General features: G+C 71.8%; 18 protein-coding genes. 9 read left to right on the top strand and 9 right to left on the bottom strand.

What is annotated here, in order from left to right; translation table 11 throughout:
• Positions 1-59 precede the first annotated feature (59 nt).
• The 6 genes from AB0924_RS29105 (at position 60) to AB0924_RS29130 (ending at position 5501) form a co-directional block, all read left to right on the top strand.
• Positions 60-995, top strand: coding sequence for a cellulose-binding protein (locus tag AB0924_RS29105; protein WP_358936001.1), 936 nt, complete (start codon positions 60-62; stop codon positions 993-995).
• Between the two features lie 143 nt (positions 996-1138).
• Positions 1139-1402 carry a DUF3253 domain-containing protein gene (locus AB0924_RS29110; protein ID WP_358935999.1) on the top strand — a complete coding sequence of 88 codons (264 nt, stop codon included), beginning with the start codon at positions 1139-1141 and terminating at the stop codon, positions 1400-1402.
• Positions 1403-1474: 72 nt separating this feature from the next.
• Positions 1475-2431: an ATP-binding cassette domain-containing protein gene (locus AB0924_RS29115; RefSeq protein WP_358935997.1), complete on the top strand. Its 957-nt coding sequence runs from the start codon at positions 1475-1477 to the stop codon at positions 2429-2431.
• A gap of 2 nt (positions 2432-2433) precedes the next feature.
• Positions 2434-3207, top strand: coding sequence for an ABC transporter permease subunit (locus AB0924_RS29120; protein WP_358935995.1), 774 nt, complete (start codon positions 2434-2436; stop codon positions 3205-3207).
• Positions 3208-3339: 132 nt separating this feature from the next.
• On the top strand, positions 3340-4632 hold the full coding sequence (locus AB0924_RS29125) for an ABC transporter ATP-binding protein (RefSeq protein WP_366912947.1): 1293 nt from the start codon (positions 3340-3342) through the stop codon (positions 4630-4632).
• Positions 4629-5501, top strand: coding sequence for an ABC transporter permease subunit (locus AB0924_RS29130; protein WP_358935991.1), 873 nt, complete (start codon positions 4629-4631; stop codon positions 5499-5501). Before AB0924_RS29125 ends, AB0924_RS29130 begins: the two co-directional genes overlap by 4 nt.
• Before the next feature lie 11 nt (positions 5502-5512).
• On the opposite strand, the gene AB0924_RS29135 is transcribed toward AB0924_RS29130, so the two are convergent.
• A complete protein-coding gene (locus AB0924_RS29135) occupies positions 5513-5845 on the bottom strand; it encodes an ATP/GTP-binding protein (RefSeq protein WP_358935989.1) in 333 nt (110 codons plus the stop codon).
• A 221-nt stretch (positions 5846-6066) separates the two neighbouring features.
• On the opposite strand from AB0924_RS29135, the gene AB0924_RS29140 reads away from it, so the two are divergent.
• Positions 6067-7095 (top strand): LLM class flavin-dependent oxidoreductase, encoded by a 1029-nt coding sequence (locus tag AB0924_RS29140; protein ID WP_358935987.1) that lies wholly within the window; start codon positions 6067-6069, stop codon positions 7093-7095.
• 115 nt (positions 7096-7210) lie between these two features.
• On the opposite strand, the gene AB0924_RS29145 is transcribed toward AB0924_RS29140, so the two are convergent.
• Positions 7211-7603, bottom strand: coding sequence for an SCO5389 family protein (locus tag AB0924_RS29145; protein WP_351672356.1), 393 nt, complete (start codon positions 7601-7603; stop codon positions 7211-7213).
• Positions 7604-7901: 298 nt separating this feature from the next.
• Here AB0924_RS29145 and nucS point away from each other — a divergent pair, with 298 nt between their 5' ends.
• On the top strand, positions 7902-8573 hold the full coding sequence (nucS, locus tag AB0924_RS29150) for an endonuclease NucS (RefSeq protein ID WP_358935984.1): 672 nt from the start codon (positions 7902-7904) through the stop codon (positions 8571-8573).
• 73 nt (positions 8574-8646) lie between these two features.
• On the opposite strand, the gene AB0924_RS29155 is transcribed toward nucS, so the two are convergent.
• The 3 genes from AB0924_RS29155 to AB0924_RS29165 all read right to left on the bottom strand — a co-directional run bounded on the left by AB0924_RS29155 (position 8647) and on the right by AB0924_RS29165 (position 12747).
• The gene (locus tag AB0924_RS29155; protein WP_366912948.1) at positions 8647-11115 is read right to left on the bottom strand and encodes an ATP-binding protein; all 2469 of its coding nucleotides are present in this window, start codon (positions 11113-11115) and stop codon (positions 8647-8649) included.
• A 269-nt stretch (positions 11116-11384) separates the two neighbouring features.
• Positions 11385-11708, bottom strand: a complete 324-nt coding sequence (locus AB0924_RS29160; RefSeq protein WP_190013268.1) for an STAS domain-containing protein — start codon at positions 11706-11708, stop codon at positions 11385-11387.
• Positions 11709-11898: 190 nt separating this feature from the next.
• Positions 11899-12747 (bottom strand): 3-hydroxyacyl-CoA dehydrogenase family protein, encoded by an 849-nt coding sequence (locus AB0924_RS29165; RefSeq protein ID WP_366912949.1) that lies wholly within the window; start codon positions 12745-12747, stop codon positions 11899-11901.
• A 446-nt stretch (positions 12748-13193) separates the two neighbouring features.
• On the opposite strand from AB0924_RS29165, the gene AB0924_RS29170 reads away from it, so the two are divergent.
• The gene (locus AB0924_RS29170; RefSeq protein WP_358935978.1) at positions 13194-13502 is read left to right on the top strand and encodes a hypothetical protein; all 309 of its coding nucleotides are present in this window, start codon (positions 13194-13196) and stop codon (positions 13500-13502) included.
• Between the two features lie 133 nt (positions 13503-13635).
• Here the strand turns inward: AB0924_RS29170 and AB0924_RS29175 are convergent, their stop codons facing one another.
• The 4 genes from AB0924_RS29175 to AB0924_RS29190 all read right to left on the bottom strand — a co-directional run bounded on the left by AB0924_RS29175 (position 13636) and on the right by AB0924_RS29190 (position 16984).
• A complete protein-coding gene (locus tag AB0924_RS29175) occupies positions 13636-14565 on the bottom strand; it encodes a hypothetical protein (RefSeq protein WP_366912950.1) in 930 nt (309 codons plus the stop codon).
• A gap of 158 nt (positions 14566-14723) precedes the next feature.
• Positions 14724-15257, bottom strand: coding sequence for an SMI1/KNR4 family protein (locus AB0924_RS29180; RefSeq protein ID WP_366912951.1), 534 nt, complete (start codon positions 15255-15257; stop codon positions 14724-14726).
• Entirely contained in the window at positions 15251-16486 is a 1236-nt protein-coding gene (locus AB0924_RS29185; protein WP_358935972.1) for a hypothetical protein, read from the bottom strand. Before AB0924_RS29185 ends, AB0924_RS29180 begins: the two co-directional genes overlap by 7 nt.
• A gap of 21 nt (positions 16487-16507) precedes the next feature.
• Positions 16508-16984, bottom strand: a complete 477-nt coding sequence (locus AB0924_RS29190) for a hypothetical protein (RefSeq protein ID WP_358935970.1) — start codon at positions 16982-16984, stop codon at positions 16508-16510.
• Between the last annotated feature and the right edge of the window lie 71 nt (positions 16985-17055).

A 17055-nucleotide genomic window follows, 5' to 3' on the forward strand; every position in this document is an offset into this window, starting at 1 on the left:
CCGCTTCGGCGCCTAGGATTCCACCTATCACCTCACCGGTCTCATTCGACAGGAACCCCATGAGCGACACTTCCCCCTACGGCTTCGAGCTTGTGCGGCGTGGGTACGACCGCGCTCAGGTGGACGAACGCATCTCCAAGCTCGTCTCCGACCGTGACAGCGCCCTCTCCCGCATCACCGCGCTGGAGAAACGCATCGAGGAGCTGCACCTCGAGACGCAGAACGCGCAGGCCCAGGTCACCGATGCCGAGCCGTCGTACGCGGGTCTCGGGGCGCGGGTCGAGAAGATCCTGCGTCTGGCCGAGGAAGAGGCCAAGGACCTGCGCGATGAGGCCCGGCGCGCGGCCGAGCAGCACCGCGAGCTGGCCGAGTCGGCGGCCCAACAGGTCCGCAACGACGCCGAGTCCTTCGCCGCCGAGCGCAAGGCCAAGGCCGAGGACGAGGGCGTCCGGATCGTCGAGAAGGCCAAGGGCGAGGCCGCGCAGCTCCGTACCGACGCGCAGAAGGACGCGCAGTCCAAGCGCGAGGAGGCGGACGCCCTCTTCGAGGAGACCCGTGCCAAGGCCGCGCAGGCCGCCGCCGACTTCGAGACGAACCTCGCCAAGCGCCGCGAGCAGTCCGAGCGCGACCTGGCCTCGCGTCAGCAGAAGGCGGAAAAGCGTCTCGCGGAGATCGAGCACCGCGCCGAGCAGCTCCGTCTGGAGGCGGAGAAGCTGCGCACCGACGCCGAGCGCCGCGCCCGCCAGACGGTGGAGACGGCCCAGCGTCAGGCCGAGGACATCGTGGCCGACGCCAACGCCAAGGCCGACCGGATCCGTTCGGAGTCCGAGCGCGAGCTCGCGGCCCTCACCAACCGCCGCGACTCCATCAACGCCCAGCTCACGAACGTCCGCGAGATGCTCGCCACGCTGACCGGTGCCGCGGTGGCCGCCGCCGGTTCGCCGGCCGAGGACGAGTCGGTCTCCCGGGGTGTCCCGGCGCAGCAGACCCGCTAGTCGAGCGACCCGGTGAGGGGCGGTGGGACGTGTCCCGCCGCCCCTTTCCGTGTGCGCGTAGCCTGGCGGAAGAGTGCGGGGCCGGGGCGGACCGGAACCGGGTGCCGGCCGTCCGGCCCTGGCACAGGGAAGGGGTCCGCCGCATGCCCGACACCGACCGGTCCATGGAGGACGCCGTCCTCGAACTGCTGGACCGCAGAGCGCGGGGCGCCTCGGTCTGTCCGTCGGACGTGGCCCGCGCGGTCCACCGTTCGGACGACGACGGCTGGCGGGAGCTGATGGAACCCGTCCGCCGGGCCGCGGCCCGGCTCGCGGCCCGGGGAGAGGTGGAGATAACCCAGCGCGGGGCTCCTGTCGATCCCGCGCCGGCCCGCGGGCCCATCCGGATCCGCCGGCCCTCCCGCTGACCGGGCGCACGGCCGTGGACCGAGCCGGCCGCCCGAGTGGCAGGGCCCCGGACCCCGTCCTAGCGTGGCCGCATGATCGAGCTCGAGGGGCTGACCAAGCGGTACGGCGAGAAGGTGGCGGTGGATCACCTCACCTTCACCGTGCGCCCGGGCATCGTGACGGGTTTTCTGGGGCCCAACGGCGCCGGGAAGTCGACGACCATGCGGATGATCCTCGGACTCGACCGGCCCACCGCCGGTGACGTGCGCATCGACGGCCGGCACTACGAACAGCTCAAGGATCCCCTCACCTCGATCGGTGCGCTGCTCGACGCCAAGGCGGTGCACGGCGGCCGCAGCGCCTACAACCACCTGCTCTGTCTGGCGCAGAGCAACGGCATCCCCGCGCGCCGGGTGGCCGAGGTGCTCGACGCCGTCGGGCTCACCGCCGTGGCGCGGAAGAAGGCCAAGGGGTTCTCGTACGGCATGGGCCAGCGGCTGGGCATCGCGGGCGCGCTGCTCGGCGACCCGCGGATCCTGATGTTCGACGAGCCGGTCAACGGGCTCGACCCCGAAGGCATCCACTGGATCCGGACCCTGATGAAGTCGCTGGCCGCTCAGGGACGGACGGTGTTCTGCTCCAGCCATCTGATGAGCGAGATGGCGCTGACCGCCGAGCATCTGGTGGTCATCGGGCAGGGGCGGCTGCTCGCCGACACCTCCATGGCCGACTTCATCCGGCAGCACTCCCGGGCCTACGTGCGCATCCGCACGCCACAGCGCGAGCGGCTCCTCGACGTGCTGCACGAGGGTGGTGTCACCGTCGTCGAGGCGGGCGGCGGCACGCTGGAGGTGGAGGGCGGCAAGGCCGAGCGGATCGGGGAGCTGGCCGCCCGGAACGGGATCGTGCTGCACGAGCTGAGCCCGCAGCAGGCCTCGCTGGAGGAGGCGTTCATGCGGCTGACGGCCGAGTCGGTGGAGTACCACGCGCACGCCGAGCCCACCGCCCGGGTCCCGCAGGACTGGGGCGCCGGCTGGAAGGGAGCCTGAGCATGGCCGCCGCACAGGTGATCCGGTCCGAGTGGACCAAGATCCGGTCCGTCTCGTCCACGGTGTGGACACTCTCGCTGGCCGTACTGGTCACGCTGGCCCTCGGGATGCTCATCTCCGCGCTGACGCGCAGCCAGTTCGACAACATGCCGGTGCGCGAGCGGCTCTCCTTCGACGCCACCGTGGTCAGCTTCGCGGGCATGACCCTCGGCCAGCTCGCCATGATCGTGTTCGGGGTGCTCGTCGTCTCCAACGAGTACAGCACCGGCATGATCCGGGTATCGCTGGCCGCCGTGCCGCAGCGGGGCACCTTCCTGTTCGGCAAGATCGCCGTGGCCACCGCGCTCGCGCTGGTGGTCGGCATGGCCACCAGCTTCGCCGCGTTCTTCCTCGGGCAGGCGATGCTGGGCTCCCTGCGCACCCACCTCGCCGACCCCGGTGTGCTGCGCGCGGTGATCGGCGGCAGCCTCTACATGACGCTGATCGCGATGTTCTCCATGGGCGTCGCCACGATGCTGCGCTCGCCGCTGCTCTCGCTCGGCATCCTCATGCCGTTCTTCTTCCTGGTCTCCAACATCCTCGGCAACGTGGACGCCACCAAGAAGGTCGGCCGCTTCCTGCCCGACCAGGCCGGCAGCCGGATCATGCAGGTGGTGCCGCGGATCGGTGACGACACGCCCTACGGACCCTGGGGCGGGCTCGGGATCATGGCGCTGTGGGTGGCCGCGGCGCTCGCGGGCGGGTACGCCCTGCTGAAGCGGCGGGACGCCCAGTGAGTCGCTTTGATCACGATGAGTGATGCCCTGGCTTTACTTTTCCTTGGCCGGAACCGTCAGCGCCCGGATATCCTCCTAACCCTTACGGGGGCGTGTGCCCCGCTGTCCTGAACCTTTCGATGGGTGCGGAGCATGATCGAGGCTGTCGGCCTGACCAAGCGCTACGGCGACAAGACCGCCGTGTACAACCTTTCCTTCCAGGTGCGACCGGGAGCGGTGACCGGCTTCCTCGGGCCCAACGGCTCGGGCAAGTCCACCACCATGCGGATGATCCTCGGGCTGGACAATCCGACGTCCGGCACGGTGACCATCGGCGGCTACCCCTACCGCAGGCTGCCCAACGCCCCCCGCCAGGTCGGCGCCCTGCTCGACGCCAAGGCGGTGCACGGCGGCCGGTCCGCCCGCAGCCATCTGCTCAGCCTCGCCCAGCTCTCCGGCATCCCGGCCCGCCGGGTGGACGAGGTGCTCGGGGTCGTCGGCCTCCAGGAAGTGGCGAAGAAGCGGTCCAAGGGCTTCTCGCTGGGCATGGGCCAGCGGCTCGGCATCGCCGCCGCCCTGCTCGGCGACCCCCAGGTGCTGCTCTTCGACGAGCCGGTCAACGGCCTCGACCCCGAGGGCATCCTCTGGGTGCGCAACCTGATGAAGGCGCTGGCCGCCGAGGGCCGTACCGTCTTCGTCTCCTCGCACCTGATGAGCGAGATGGCGCTGACCGCCGACCACCTCATCGTCATCGGGCGCGGCCAGCTCCTCGCGGACATGAGCGTGACGGAGTTCATCTCCGCCAACTCCGCCGACTTCGCCCGCGTCCGCACCCCCGACACCGAGCCGCAGCTCCGCGAGAAGCTGTCCTCCGCGCTCACCGAGGCGGGCGGCCATGTGCTGCCGGAGCAGGACGGCGCGCTGCGCGTCACCGGGCTGCCGCTGCCCCGCATCAGCGACCTCGCGCACGAGGCGGACGTACGGCTGTGGGAACTGTCGCCGCACCAGGCCTCGCTGGAGGAGGCGTACATGCGGATGACGCAGGGCGCCGTCGACTACCGCTCCACCATCGACCAGAAGGCGGGGCTGCAGCAGCCGCTGCCGCCCGGCGCCCAGCCGCCCGTGCCGGTTCCCGGTCAGGGGCAGCCCGGCTGGTACGCCCCGCCGCCGCCGCAGGCGGGTGGCCACCCGTTCGCGATGCAGGCGCCCCCGGGGCCGTACGGTGGTGCGCCCGCGGGCGCCTACGGGGCACCCGGCGCGGGCGCACCCAACCCGTACGCCGCCCCCGCCGCGCAGGCGCCCCAGGCCCCGCCGGTCCCGCAGCCGCAGCCGCAGCCGCAGCCGCAGCCGCCGGTGGCCGCTCCCCCGGCCCCGGCCGCCGAACCGTCCCAGTCCGCACCCGCGGCCCCGGCCGCCGACCCGACCCAGCCCGAGGACGCCCGATGAGCACCCACCAGCCCCCGATGCCGCAGGCCCCCGCCGCGCCCGAATGGCAGGCGGCACCCGGCGGGAACCACCCCGGCTACAGCTCGCCGATCCCCGTCGTGCGCACCCATCTCGGGCACGCGCTGGCCTCCGAATGGACCAAGATCAAGTCGGTGCGCTCGACGATGTGGACGCTCGGCGTCTTCGTCGTGCTCGTGGTCGGCATCGGCCTGCTGGCCGGTGTGGCGGTCCGGGGCTCCGGCGACCTGGGCGGCCAGAGCCCGCTGACCCTCGGCTTCTTCGGCCTGCTGATCGGCATGATGTGCATCATCACGCTCGGCGTGCTGACCACGGCGTCCGAGTACGGCACGGGCATGATCCGTACGACGATGACCGCGTGCCCGAGCCGGGGCCGGGTGCTGGCGGCCAAGGCGATCGTGTTCTTCGTGCTCGCCTTCGTGGTGACGCTGGCGGTGGTGTCCTTCGTGGCGATGCTCCAGGCGTCCATGCTGGACGGCCAGGGCGCGAAGAGCCCGTCCACCGGGGAATGGCTGAAGGCGACGTTCGGCATCAGCCTCTACATCGCGCTGCTCGGACTGCTGTCGCTGCTCGTCGGCTCGATGATCCGGCACTCGGCGGGCGCCATCACCATCATGATCGGCGCGGTGCTCGTCCCGCTGGTGATGGCGCTGTTCATGAACGCGTCGTCGCTCGAGAAGGTGCAGACGGCGCTGCTGGAGTACTCGATCCCGAGCCAGATGGGCGTGTTCTACGACAACACCCTGAGCCACTCCGGCCCGTCGGGCTGGGACCCGCTGTGGATCATGCTGGGCGTGACCGCCGCCGCCTACGCGGGCGCCTACGCGCTGCTGCAGAGCCGGGACGTCTGAGTTCCCGGGGTTCAGAACCTCGGCGCGTTACGGGACCGCTGCACCCTCGTGGTGCGGCGGTCCTTCGCGTTCCAGCACGCCTTGTGCCAGTGGCGGCGGTCGTCCACGCCCGAATGCTCGGGCCAGGCCACCACGTGCGGGACGGCGGAGGGGATGAGCTGGTCGCAGCCCGGGCAGCGGTAGGTCTTGCCCTCGGCGCTCGCCCCCGCGACATGGCGCACGCTCCACTCCTCGCCCCGCCAGCTCTCCGAGGACTGCCATCCGCCGTACCGGCCGGCCTGATCGTCCTCGGCGCTCAGGCCGGACGATCCGGCTGCCTTCGGTCGGTTGCGACGCGGGGACACGGGACACCTCTCGGAGCTATACAGGAAGCACGGGCCGCGTCCAGCGTACGCGGCGCCGGTACGGGTACGCGTAGCGCTCCGAACCGCACAAGTGCCCCCGCCAAGGGGCGCATTCTGCAGACAATCCGCCAATCTCCCCGCCAGGCCGTGTCCTCGGCACGTGTCAGACGGTTATGCCGGGTGGGGGAGCTCCGGTCGGAGCCAAGGAAGCAGGAAGAGCGATGCGCGTAGGAAGCTTTGTGCTGGCGGCCCAGTTCCCGGGCCAGGGTCCCGGGGAGGCACTGCACCGTGCGGTCCGCTCGGCGGAGGTCGCCGAGCAGGCCGGACTCGACACAGTGTGGCTGGCCGAGCACCACTTCGTGCCGTACGGCACATGTCCCTCCGCGGTCACCCTGGCCGCCCTGCTGCTCGGGCGCACCGAGCGCGTCCGGGTCGGCACCGCGGTCAGCGTGCTGCCCACCGCGCACCCGGTCGCGCTCGGCGAACAGGCCGCGCTGCTGCACCTGACGAGCGGCGGGCGGTTCACGCTGGGCGTGGGACGCGGCGGCCCCTGGGTGGACCTGGAGGTGTTCGGCGCGAGTCTGGAGGCGTACGAGCGAGGGTTCCCGGAATCACTCGATCTGCTGGTGCGCTGGCTGCGAGAACCGTCCGTCGCGGCTTCGGGCGAACGCTTCTCCTTCCGGGAGGTGCCCGTCGTGCCCCGCCCCTCGGAGGGGCTGACGGAGACCCCCGGCCCGGAGGTCGTCGTCGCCTGCACCTCACCGGCCACGGTGCGGCTGGCGGCCGAACGCGGACTGCCGATGCTGCTCGGGATGCACATCGGCGACGAGGAAAAGGCCGAGATGGTCGCCCTGTGGCGGCGGTCCGCGCGGGCCGCCGGCCGGCCCCCGGAAGAGATCGCGGGCGCGGCCCATGTCTCGGCGGGCGTCTGCCAGCTCGCGGACCGGCGCACCGACGCGGTGGAGACCCTGCTGAAGGCGATGCCGGGCTGGCTGAAACAGGGCCTTGAGGCCCATGTGACGGTGGACGGCCGGGCACGCTCGATGCGCGACCCGCTCGCCTACACCGAACTGCTCTGCGGGCTGCACCCGGTGGGCACCCCGCGGCTGGCCGCCGACCGGCTCGCGGCGACCTCGGAGCGCACCGGGATCTCCCGTTTCGCCCTCCTCGTCGAGGGTTCGGGCGATCTCGCGGCGACGGAGGAGAACGTGCGGCGGCTGGGCGCCGAGGTGCTGCCCCAGCTTCGCTGACGGGCCGCCGGGTCCCTGGAGCCCCGGGGTGCTTGCCGCCCCAGTACGTATGCACCTCCCCCGGGTGGAGCGGCAAGCGAGCGGCTCACTGTGTCAGCAGCCGGGTGTCGTCGCGTCAGCAGTCCCGGAGCTCCGGCGACTGGTTCAGCAACTGGTTGCGCACCGAGGTGAAGCGGGCCAGCGTCTCGTTCACCGAGTCGTCCAGCGGGAACACCGCCACCCGGTGGCAGTTCTGGAAGGCCAGCCGTACACCGAAGTGCCGCTGCAGCGCACCGCGTATGGCGTCACTCGCGAGCGCACGCAGCAGCTGACCCCGCGCCTGCTCGTCCGGCGGGGGCGTCTGGTTGTCGGCGAAGGGTCCGCCGTCCACCTTCAGCTGAGCCACCAGGGAGCTGATCATCTCCCACGCATAGGGCAGGGAGGTCCGGACGCAGTCGACGAATGCTGCTTCGTCGACCTCGCCTCGCTCGGCCTGTTCGAGTAGGGCCGGTGAGACGTCGAGCGACATGGGTTCTCCTCTCGCACCCCCGCCGAGCAGGGGTTGCCGGACAGACGAGGGAGTTCGCGATATCGAACACGCTGGGTACACGGACCGCGACCTCCCGTTCTCTACGGTAGGCAACGGTCGGTGACCACACCAGCAGATTGCGTATATGGAGCGGTCCCTTTGGGCACACAATCGGCCAGAGTTGAACAGGAGTTTCCAGGGATAAAAGGGGTGGTTCCCCGGACCCGCGGTGCCGGTGGGGTCGGCGGAAGGAGGGCGAATCGCGTGCACCACCGGGTGTCGAGTAGCGTTGCCGACCATGCGTCTCGTCATTGCCCGATGCTCGGTCGACTACGCCGGCCGGCTCACCGCCCACCTGCCCTCGGCGCCCCGCCTGATCCTGGTCAAGGCGGACGGCAGCGTCTCCATCCACGCGGACGACCGGGCGTACAAGCCCCTCAACTGGATGTCGCCGCCCTGCACGCTCAAGGAGGGCGCGGGTGACGACGACGGCGTGTGGACGGTGATCAACAAAGCGGGCGAGAAACTGATCATCACGATGGAGGAGATCCTCCACGACTCCTCGCACGAACTCGGTGTGGACCCCGGTCTGATCAAGGACGGCGTGGAGGCGCACCTGCAGGAGCTGCTCGCCGACCGCATCGAGACGCTCGGCGAGGGCTACACGCTCATCCGCCGCGAGTACATGACCGCGATCGGCCCGGTGGACATCCTGTGCCGGGACGCGGACGGCGGGACGGTCGCCGTCGAGATCAAGCGGCGCGGCGAGATCGACGGCGTCGAGCAGCTCACCCGCTACCTCGAACTGCTGAACCGCGACCCGCATCTGGCCCCGGTCCGCGGTGTCTTCGCCGCCCAGGAGATCAAGCCGCAGGCGCGGGTCCTCGCCACGGACCGCGGCATCAACTGCCAGATCCTGGACTACGACGCCATGCGCGGCATCGAGGACGACAAGCTGCGGCTGTTCTGAGCCGCGGCGACACCGACACGGCCGAGGGCCGGTTCCCCCGGGGAACCGGCCCTCGCGCGTGGGGCGGGAAGGGTCACATCACGGCGCCCTGGCCACCGGCCCGCGGTGCGCTCGCCGCGCCGCCCGACACCGCCGGGGCACCGGACGCCGGGCCGCTCGCCGAGGTGGACGTCCCCGGCGACGAGGACGGGCTGGCGGACGGGGACGGGGACCCCGGCGCGGTGGAGCTGGGCGGCGGGCTGCTCGACGGGGTGGTCCTGGTCGGCGTGGGCGTCGGCGAGCCCGGCCTGGGCGTGCTCCTGCTCGGCTTCGGCGTCGTGCCCCCGCCGTCCGAACCCTTGGTGGCGCTCGGACGGGACGACGGGCCGGAGCTCTCCTCCGGCGGGGCCGGGTCGTCCGAGGTGCCGTAGGTGCCGTCGGGGCCGGGGTTGGTCGGGCTGCTGGAGACCGTTCCGGGGCCGGCGTCGCCGTCGTGGTCCTTCTCCGGGGCGGCGCCCAGGCCGCCGTCGTCGATGTCCTGGCTCACCGACGGGTTGACGTCGACCGTGCCGGCCGGGTTCCGGTCGGCGTTCTGCTCGGAGGTCATGCCGAGCGTGACGACCGTGCCGAGCACGGCGACGAGCAGCGCCCCGGAACCGGCCGCGACCAGATTGCGGCGGGCCAGTCGGCGGATGCCGCCGCCGGTCACCGCGGCCGGGGACCGGCGGGTGATCAGGGGTTCGCCGGCCGGGCCGGACGGCGCCGAACGGACGGCGTGCACTCCGCCGGTCGGTGACGCGGACTCCTCGTGGCGCGCGTCGGGCACCTCCTCGCCGGCCATGGCCGCCGCCCCGGGCGCCTCGCCGGCGAGGTCGGCGACCAGCGCCAGCGTGCGGCGCCCGGCGACGGCGCCCCGCTTGTCGGCCAGCGCCCCGCGCAGGCCGCCCGAGGTCTCCAGCTCGGCACGGGCCCGGTCGAGCTGCCCGCCGCAGAGCGCGAGGACGCCCAACTCGTGGTGGAAGTAGACCTGTTCGGCGACATCGCCGGCGAGCCGGGAGGCCTCGGCGCCGGAGCGCAGCGAGCGTTCCCAGGCGCTCCAGTGCAGTCCGGCGGCGAAGGCCGGCGCGGCGGTGCGGGCGAGCCGTACCGCGACGCTCTCCTCGCCCTCGGCGGCGGGCTCCGTGGCCGGCACCACCATGGCGAGCGCGGCGAGGACCGCGTCGGCCTCGGCGCACACCCGCTCGGGGGTGACCGAGGGGTGACCGGCCCACCAGGCGTAGTGCTCGGCGGCCGCGCGGGCCTCTGCGGGGACCTCGGCGTCGTACCCGGCGGCCTCGAGCTGGGCCTGCACACCGGCCGCGAGCCGGTAGCGGGAACCGACCGCGGAGACCAGTCCGCAGCCCGCGAGTTCCCCGAGCGCGGCGTCGGCGTGGGTGTCGCCGACCAGGGCCGGCAGATGCGCCTGGTGCGGCACCTCACCGCCGAGCGCCACCGCGAGGCGGAGGGTGGCGCGGGCGGAGGCGCTCAGCCGGGCGGCGAGCAGCGGGGCGGGCGCGGCGGCCTCGCCGAGGGACGGCAGGGCCACCTGTTCGCCCTCACCGGCGTCGAACTCCTCCTCGACCGGGGGCCGCAGATCCTCGAAGACGCCGTACTCGTCCACCGCACCGGTGCTGGCGCGGAGCTGGTCGCGCTGCCGGAGCAGCGCGCCGGCCTGTACGAAGCGCAGTGGCAGTCCCTCGGACTCGAACCAGAGGTCACCGGCCCAGTTGGCCTCCTCCTCGGTGAGGACACGGCCGACGGCCCGCTCCAGGATCTCCACGCCGGCCGCGCGGTCCAGACCGCCGAGGAAGACCTCCTCGACCTCGGAGCCGGCGCCGGGCCCGGGCACGTCCGGGGTGGCGGCGAGCAGGAAGGCGCACTCGGGGGTGGCGTCGAGCAGTTCGTCCAGGGCGGTGCCGCCGAACTCCAGGTCGTCCACGACGACGACCGCGCCGATCTCCCGGACCAGAGTGACCAGTTCGTTCTGTTCTGGGCGGTGTGCCGGGGCCTCGTGAACGGCGTGGAACAGGTCGTGGAGGAGGTCGGCGGCGGTGCGGTGGAAGCCGGTGAGCCGGACCACGCCGTCGGGCGCGAGGTCCGCGCAGTCCTCGGCGACGAGGTCGAGCAGGGCGGTGCGGCCGGAGCCGCCGGGGCCGGTGAGCCGCACCGAGCGGCCACGGGCGAGCAGCCGGACCAGGCGTTCGCGTTCGTCCTGACGCTCCAGCAGGGAGAGCGCGGGCAGCGCGGGGCCGGGCGGCACGGGCGGCCGGGCGGCGCGTTCGGTCTCGGCGCGTTCGGCGGGCGTGCGCTTGCGGGGCCGTTCGGGCCTCTGATGCGGCGGGCAGGGTTCTATCTCGCTGCCGTCCACCGGGTTGACGGTGAGCAGGAATTCGCCGGAGACGACCTGCGCCGTGCGGACGATCGCGGGCGTGCTCTGGCCGAAGTCGGAGGTGAGGGATTCCCGGGGCGGACGGCGGCTGAGAGCCTGGCCGTGCTCCTCGGGTCCCGGAGTGATCGGGTCCATGGGTTCAAGCCCCCCAAAAGCGTCGTGTGCTCTCAAGTACCGGCCCCTCCCGGCCTGCTGCACACCGCGCTGTCGCTTCTGGTCCGGGCCCGCTCGAGGGTTGCTTCAGGCAGCGGGCGACCGAACCCTAAGCCTTCGCACAGTATCCACGACAGGGCGGGGTGCCGCGCGGCCCGAGACGTCACGGTCCGGTGAGGATTGCCCTCGAGGTGCGGTACGGGAGCTGCGCCCGGGTCTCCCCCGTCGCCCCGTTCACCCCTGATCGCGTGTTACACCCGGGGCAGGGACTCGACCCCGATGCCGCCCTCGATGGCGAGGATGCGGTGCAGCCGGGTGGCGACCAGCAGCCGCTGCATCTGCGGCGGGACACGGCGCAGCACCAGGCGGCGCCCGCAGCGGCCGGCCCGCCGGTGGGCTCCCATGATCACGCCGAGTCCGGTGGCGTCCCAGGAGTCCAGTTCGGACAGGTCGAGCACCAGGTCGCCGACTCCGCCGTCGACGGCCGAGTGCAGGGCCGTACGGGCGTCCGCCGCGCTGCGGACGTCGAGGCGGCCCCCGACGACCAGCTCGGCGTGGTCGCCCCTGATGTACATATGCGCTCCCCGTTGAGTGCGGTGTGGCGTACTCCGTGACGGTGTTGATGCTCTGACGGTTCGAATGCTGTGCAACGTCTGACTGCCTGAGTGGCAGAGCGGTTGCTGTTTGTAAGCGAACCGATACCGAATTCACCCCCGGGAGTGATGTTCCCGGGGCGTGAGTCCGGATTCGTACGGATCCGGACGGTCAGTACTTGTAGAAGCCCTGCCCGCTCTTGCGGCCGATGTCACCGGCGTCCACCATCCGGCGCATCAGCTCCGGCGGGGCGAACTTCTCGTCCTGCGACTCGGTGTAGATGTTGCCGGTGGCGTGCAGCAGGATGTCGACGCCGGTGAGGTCCGCGGTGGCCAGCGGGCCCATGGCGTGGCCGAAGCCCAGCTTGCAGGCGAGGTCGATGTCCTCGGCCGTGGCGACGCCCGACTCGTACAGCTTCGTCGCCTCGACGACGAGGGCCGAGATGAGGCGGGTGGTGACGAAGCCCGCCACGTCCCGGTTGACGACGATGCAGGTCTTGCCGACCGACTCGGCGAACTCCCGCGCGGTGGCGAGGGTTTCGTCGCTGGTCTTGTAACCGCGGACCAGCTCGACGAGCTGCATCATCGGCACCGGCGAGAAGAAGTGCACACCGACGACCCGCTCGGGGTGCTCGGTGGCCGCCGCGATCTTGGTGATCGGGATGGCGGAGGTGTTGGACGCGAGCACGGTGTCCGGCCGCACGATCTTGTCGAGCGCTCGGAAGATCTCGTGCTTCACCTCGAGCTTCTCGAAGACGGCCTCGACGACGATGTCGGCGTCGACGGCGGCGTCCAGGTCGGTGGTCGCGGTGATGCGGCCGAGGGCGGTGTCGGCGTCGTGCGCCTCCAGCTTGCCCTTGCTCACGAACTTGTCGTACGAGGCCTTGATGCCGTCGGTGCCACGCTTGAGGGCCTCGTCGGTGACGTCCCGCAGGACGACGTCCCAGCCCGCCTGCGCGGCGACCTGAGCGATTCCGGACCCCATGAGGCCGGCCCCGATGACGGCGAGCTTCCGTGCCACTGTGCGACTCCCCTGATACGCGCTGTCGTCAGGCCCTGGCGTCGTCTTCCCCTGGTCCGCTCGCGGTTCTGATCCCGGCGTCCTGGGGCAGTTGCTTCACCGGACGCCGCCGGGCAGGCGAAAAGGTCACGCCGGGGCCTATCTCTCGGCCGGACACTAGCGCCCGTGAGGGGCGCAGCGGCGGAGTTAGTAACGCGTTTCACGTCTCACGGGGTGAGATGCCGGTCACGTCCGCGGCCCGCCGCGCGGCCCGCCCTTCGATATCGATGTCAGTACCGCCTCCTACGCTGACCCAGCACTGACCGGGGAGCCGAGGGGAGAGGCATCGAGATGGGCGGCAACTGCTGGACGCCCACGGGCCCTTACAGCGGGATCTGGCGGCGGCGTTCCGCCGGGCCCAGGAGGCGGAACTGGCGAGGGACGACCACGGATTCCCGGGCCGGACCGTGGAAGAGCTGTGGGAGGACCCGCCCTGGCACGAGTACGTTTTCACCGGCGGCACGGGCACGGTCCTCGACCAGCCCGAGCTGATCGACGCCACGGATCCCGAAGACGACGGCCCCTTCATGCGCCCGCTGACGGAGGAGGAGATCCGCGCCTGGGCCCCCGCCGGCCGCCCCACCCACGCCGACTGGGAGGCGGCCCTGGACTCGGACCGGCTGGACTTCCCGGACCGGGCACAGGGCAGATGCACGGTGCTGTACGAGAACGGGGAGCCGGAACGGATCGGGTACTGGGGAGTGACGGCGGACTAGCGTCGCCCTCGCTCGCCGGGCCGGGCGCCGGAACGGATCGGGTACTGGGGAGTGACGGCGGACTAGCGTCGCCCTCGCTCGCCGGGCCGGGCGCCGGGCCGGGCGCCGCGTTGGGACAGGCCGGTGGCCGCCGTCACGTCGCGTCGGCGGGCAGGGCCACGCGCCCGGTGAACACGCCCCGGTTGTCGGCCCGTACCTCCTGGCTCACCGTGATGTCGCCGCCCTGGAACGGGACGAGGAAGGTGAACGCGTAACGGTGTGACGCGAGCCGGTACCCGTGCGTCGCGTCCAGGTCCCACGTCTCGGTGAAGCTCTTGAGGGTGATCCGGCCGTCGGTGGCCGTCACCCCGGCCTTCCGCAGCTGAGCCAGGGTTGGTTCCACCTCCCGCACCGCACGCTTCAGCGCGGGACGGCCGCGGGCGGCGGACAGTTGCCAGCCGGACGCGTCGACCTGGAGCCGCACGAGACCGCCGCCCGCCCCCGTGCGGCGGCTCACCTTCGCGCTCTTGGCGTACGCCTCGAACGCGTCCAGCTCCGCCAGGGGGTCCTCGACGTCATTGGCGATGCCGGGGTCGGACAGCGGCCCCTTCTTCCAGGCGCCGGCGCCGTCCTTGACGTAACCCGTACCGCCGACGACGTACACCACCTCGGACTTGCGCTCCCCCTTGCCGGTGGTGACAGTGCCGGTCTGCTGGAGCGCCTCGGGGCCGGTGGTGCGGTGCACCGTCGCGGTGTACGTGGCGCTGGACGGCGCCTGTCCCCGCATGACGGCGGACTCACTGCCGCGCAGGACGAACGTCCACCCCTGCTCGTCCTCCATGGCCCGCCGGGCACGGGCGACGAACTGCACGGCGGTCCTCGGGTCCGGCGCGGCACTCGCCGCGGAACGGGGCGTGCCGGTCGGCCCGGATCCGGCCCGCGCGGTCTTCGAGGCGTGCAGCTTCCGCGCCGGCTTCGGCTCGCCACCGAGCGGGGAACATCCGGTCACGGCCACGGCGGCCACGACCAGGGCGACGCCGAGGACACGGTGTCCACCGCGGCTGGAACGTATTCCGGACAGCACGAACGAACCCTTCGGAAGGTGCGGGAGGTTCTTGGGCGGCCCGTTTATACAGCAGCCGCCGACGCGATCGCCAACGCCCGGGCGAACCGGGGCGAACCGTCGCCCCCGGGGTCCCGGGGGCGACGGTTTCCCGCATGTGGCCGGGGCTGGGGCGACCGTCAGTCGCTCAGGCCCAGCACCTCCGGGTGGTCGCGGGGGAAATTCCGGGGCATGCCCGGCACATCGATGGTGCGCCCGTACACGCCGGCCAGGAACTCGACGGCGACGACCGGGAACTCCATCCAGTCGGCGTTGTCCGTGCGGACGACCACCGGCCATGCGTCCGGGTCCGCGGGGCTCGTCCGCCAGTAGAAGTCGTCCCCCGAGTTGGACGACGCCCAGCCGATGAGGCCTCCCGGCCGGGGGAAGGGGACGTAGTCCTCGGTGTCCCCCATCTCGTAGAGGTCCTGAAGGATCTCGTCGTTCCTGGACGCGGACGCCCACGCCACCTCACCTCCGGGCCGGGGAAGGGACACCATCAGGAAGTCGTCGACGACCAGCACGGGATACGCCTCCGCCAGCGAGCGGAAGTCCGAGGGCAACGCCGTCCCGAGGGCCGCCTCCAGGGCGGCCCAGTCCACGGCGCGGCCTCCTGGCACACGGCACCGTGTCATCGCCGGCAGCGCGGCCTCCAGCGCTTCGATCCTCAGCATGCCGTCCATGGCCCTCCTCGCCGGTTCACGGCATCGCCGAGCCGGCACATCACCACCGCCGTCACCAGGAAGGCGGACGCCACCGACAGCAGCCTGACCTCGTAGTAGGACGGCGGGCTCAGCCTCGCCGCCAGGTACGCGGCGCCCGCGCCCGCGAGTACGGCACACGCCAGTTCCCCAAGCAGCACGAGCGCGAGCACCCGGCGCCCGGCCGAACGGCCCGGCCCGCCCGTCGCGTGCCGCGCCCCGGCCAAGACGACACGTCCCGCCCATGCGCAGGCGGTCGCCGCCAGGGCCAGCGCCGCAGCGGCCGCCAGCTGCGGCGTCCCGAACAGGACGCCGTACCGCACCACGAGCGCCGGCACGAAGAACAGCGCCAGCCAGTACCGCAGGGCATGCCGCACAAACGGCACCGCGAGGTCGGGCCCTGCTCGGTCTGCTCGGCTCCGGTGTGCCGCCCAGCGCAGGCCGGCCAGCACACCCGCGGCGGCCAGCGCGACCGGCAGTCGGTCGTCCAGCCGCCCCAGGTTGTAGAGCAGGGCGGTGTCGTACACCACCAGCACGAGCACGCCCAGGGCGCCCAGTGACCCGATGAACACCAGCAGCGCGGGCCCTGAAGCGAGAGTTCGCGTCACCGCGGTGTCACGGCCCGCCAGGCGGGCGATGAACAGGGGCGTAAGTACGGCGCTGACGCCTCGCACCACGATGTCGTCGACGGTGTAGGGGTTGCGCAGATCCCACTCCACCAGGCAGAACACGGCCGTGTACGACACCGAGGCCAGCGGCAACAGCGCGGACCGGGCGATCCCCCGGTACAGGTCGGCGTCCAGCCAGCGCAGCACGGTCGAGAATGCCAGCAGAACGAAGGGGAGCTCGAGGAATGCCTGCACCCTGAGCACGGACGGAGCGAGGAGCGCTGGCGCCGGGAACGCCTCCGCCAGGCGCCTGAGCACCGGGTTACCGGAGGCGAGCTCGAACCACCCGGCCGGCAGGTACCGCGCGACGAACGACGGATCGCCCTCGTGCAGCCGCAGCACGTACACAGTGAACAGCACCTGGTTGACGTAGATCATCACGGTAACCAGCGCCAGTGCGCGAAGCGGCGAGACGGTGCGACCCGCGGCAGCGGTGGAACTGGGACGGCGGGCCATAACGCCCGGGGCGAACGCGCAGGCCGACACCGCCGACGCGACCACCACGGCGTCCACGCAGACCTGGACGGCCCTCATCGAAGGTCCACCTCTTTCCTGTCAGGACCGGGTCATGTCGAGACTGACACGGACCGAACCGTTGGGTGATTTCTTAGCGAATACGACGAAGTTCCCCTTGCCGGTCTCGAACTCGATGAATGAACAACGTCCGTTCAGCCCGTCCGGGAAGCATTCGTCGACCCCCCACTGGTCGAGTCGCAGGGCGCTCGACGTCTCCCCCCATCGCAGGCTTTTCAGACTGTGCCCGAACTGCCCGAGCAGGCGGTCGGCTGCCTGCTTCGAGCCGTCGAATACGAGCGAGAGGGACTCGCTGTCCCAGGTCTCGACGATCCGGCACCGCACGGTCCTGACGTGCGGCGGCACATCCACCCCGAACTTCTTCGGCAGCCGGTTCTCGCCAGCGTCCTTCGTGCACGACGAGCTGGAAATATCGCTGTTCGAGTCGGATTGCGAGCATCCAGTCACACATGCGACCGACATCGTGAGGACGACGGCCGTCTTGATCAAACCCCACACACATAACCCCTTCGAGTATCCCGGCCCGGGGATCGGGGGGTGGGCCTGGCACGTTGTCCAGGCCCACGGCG

It is taken from the genome of Streptomyces sp. NPDC047869 (assembly GCF_040704065.1).
GTDB lineage: Bacteria > Actinomycetota > Actinomycetes > Streptomycetales > Streptomycetaceae > Streptomyces.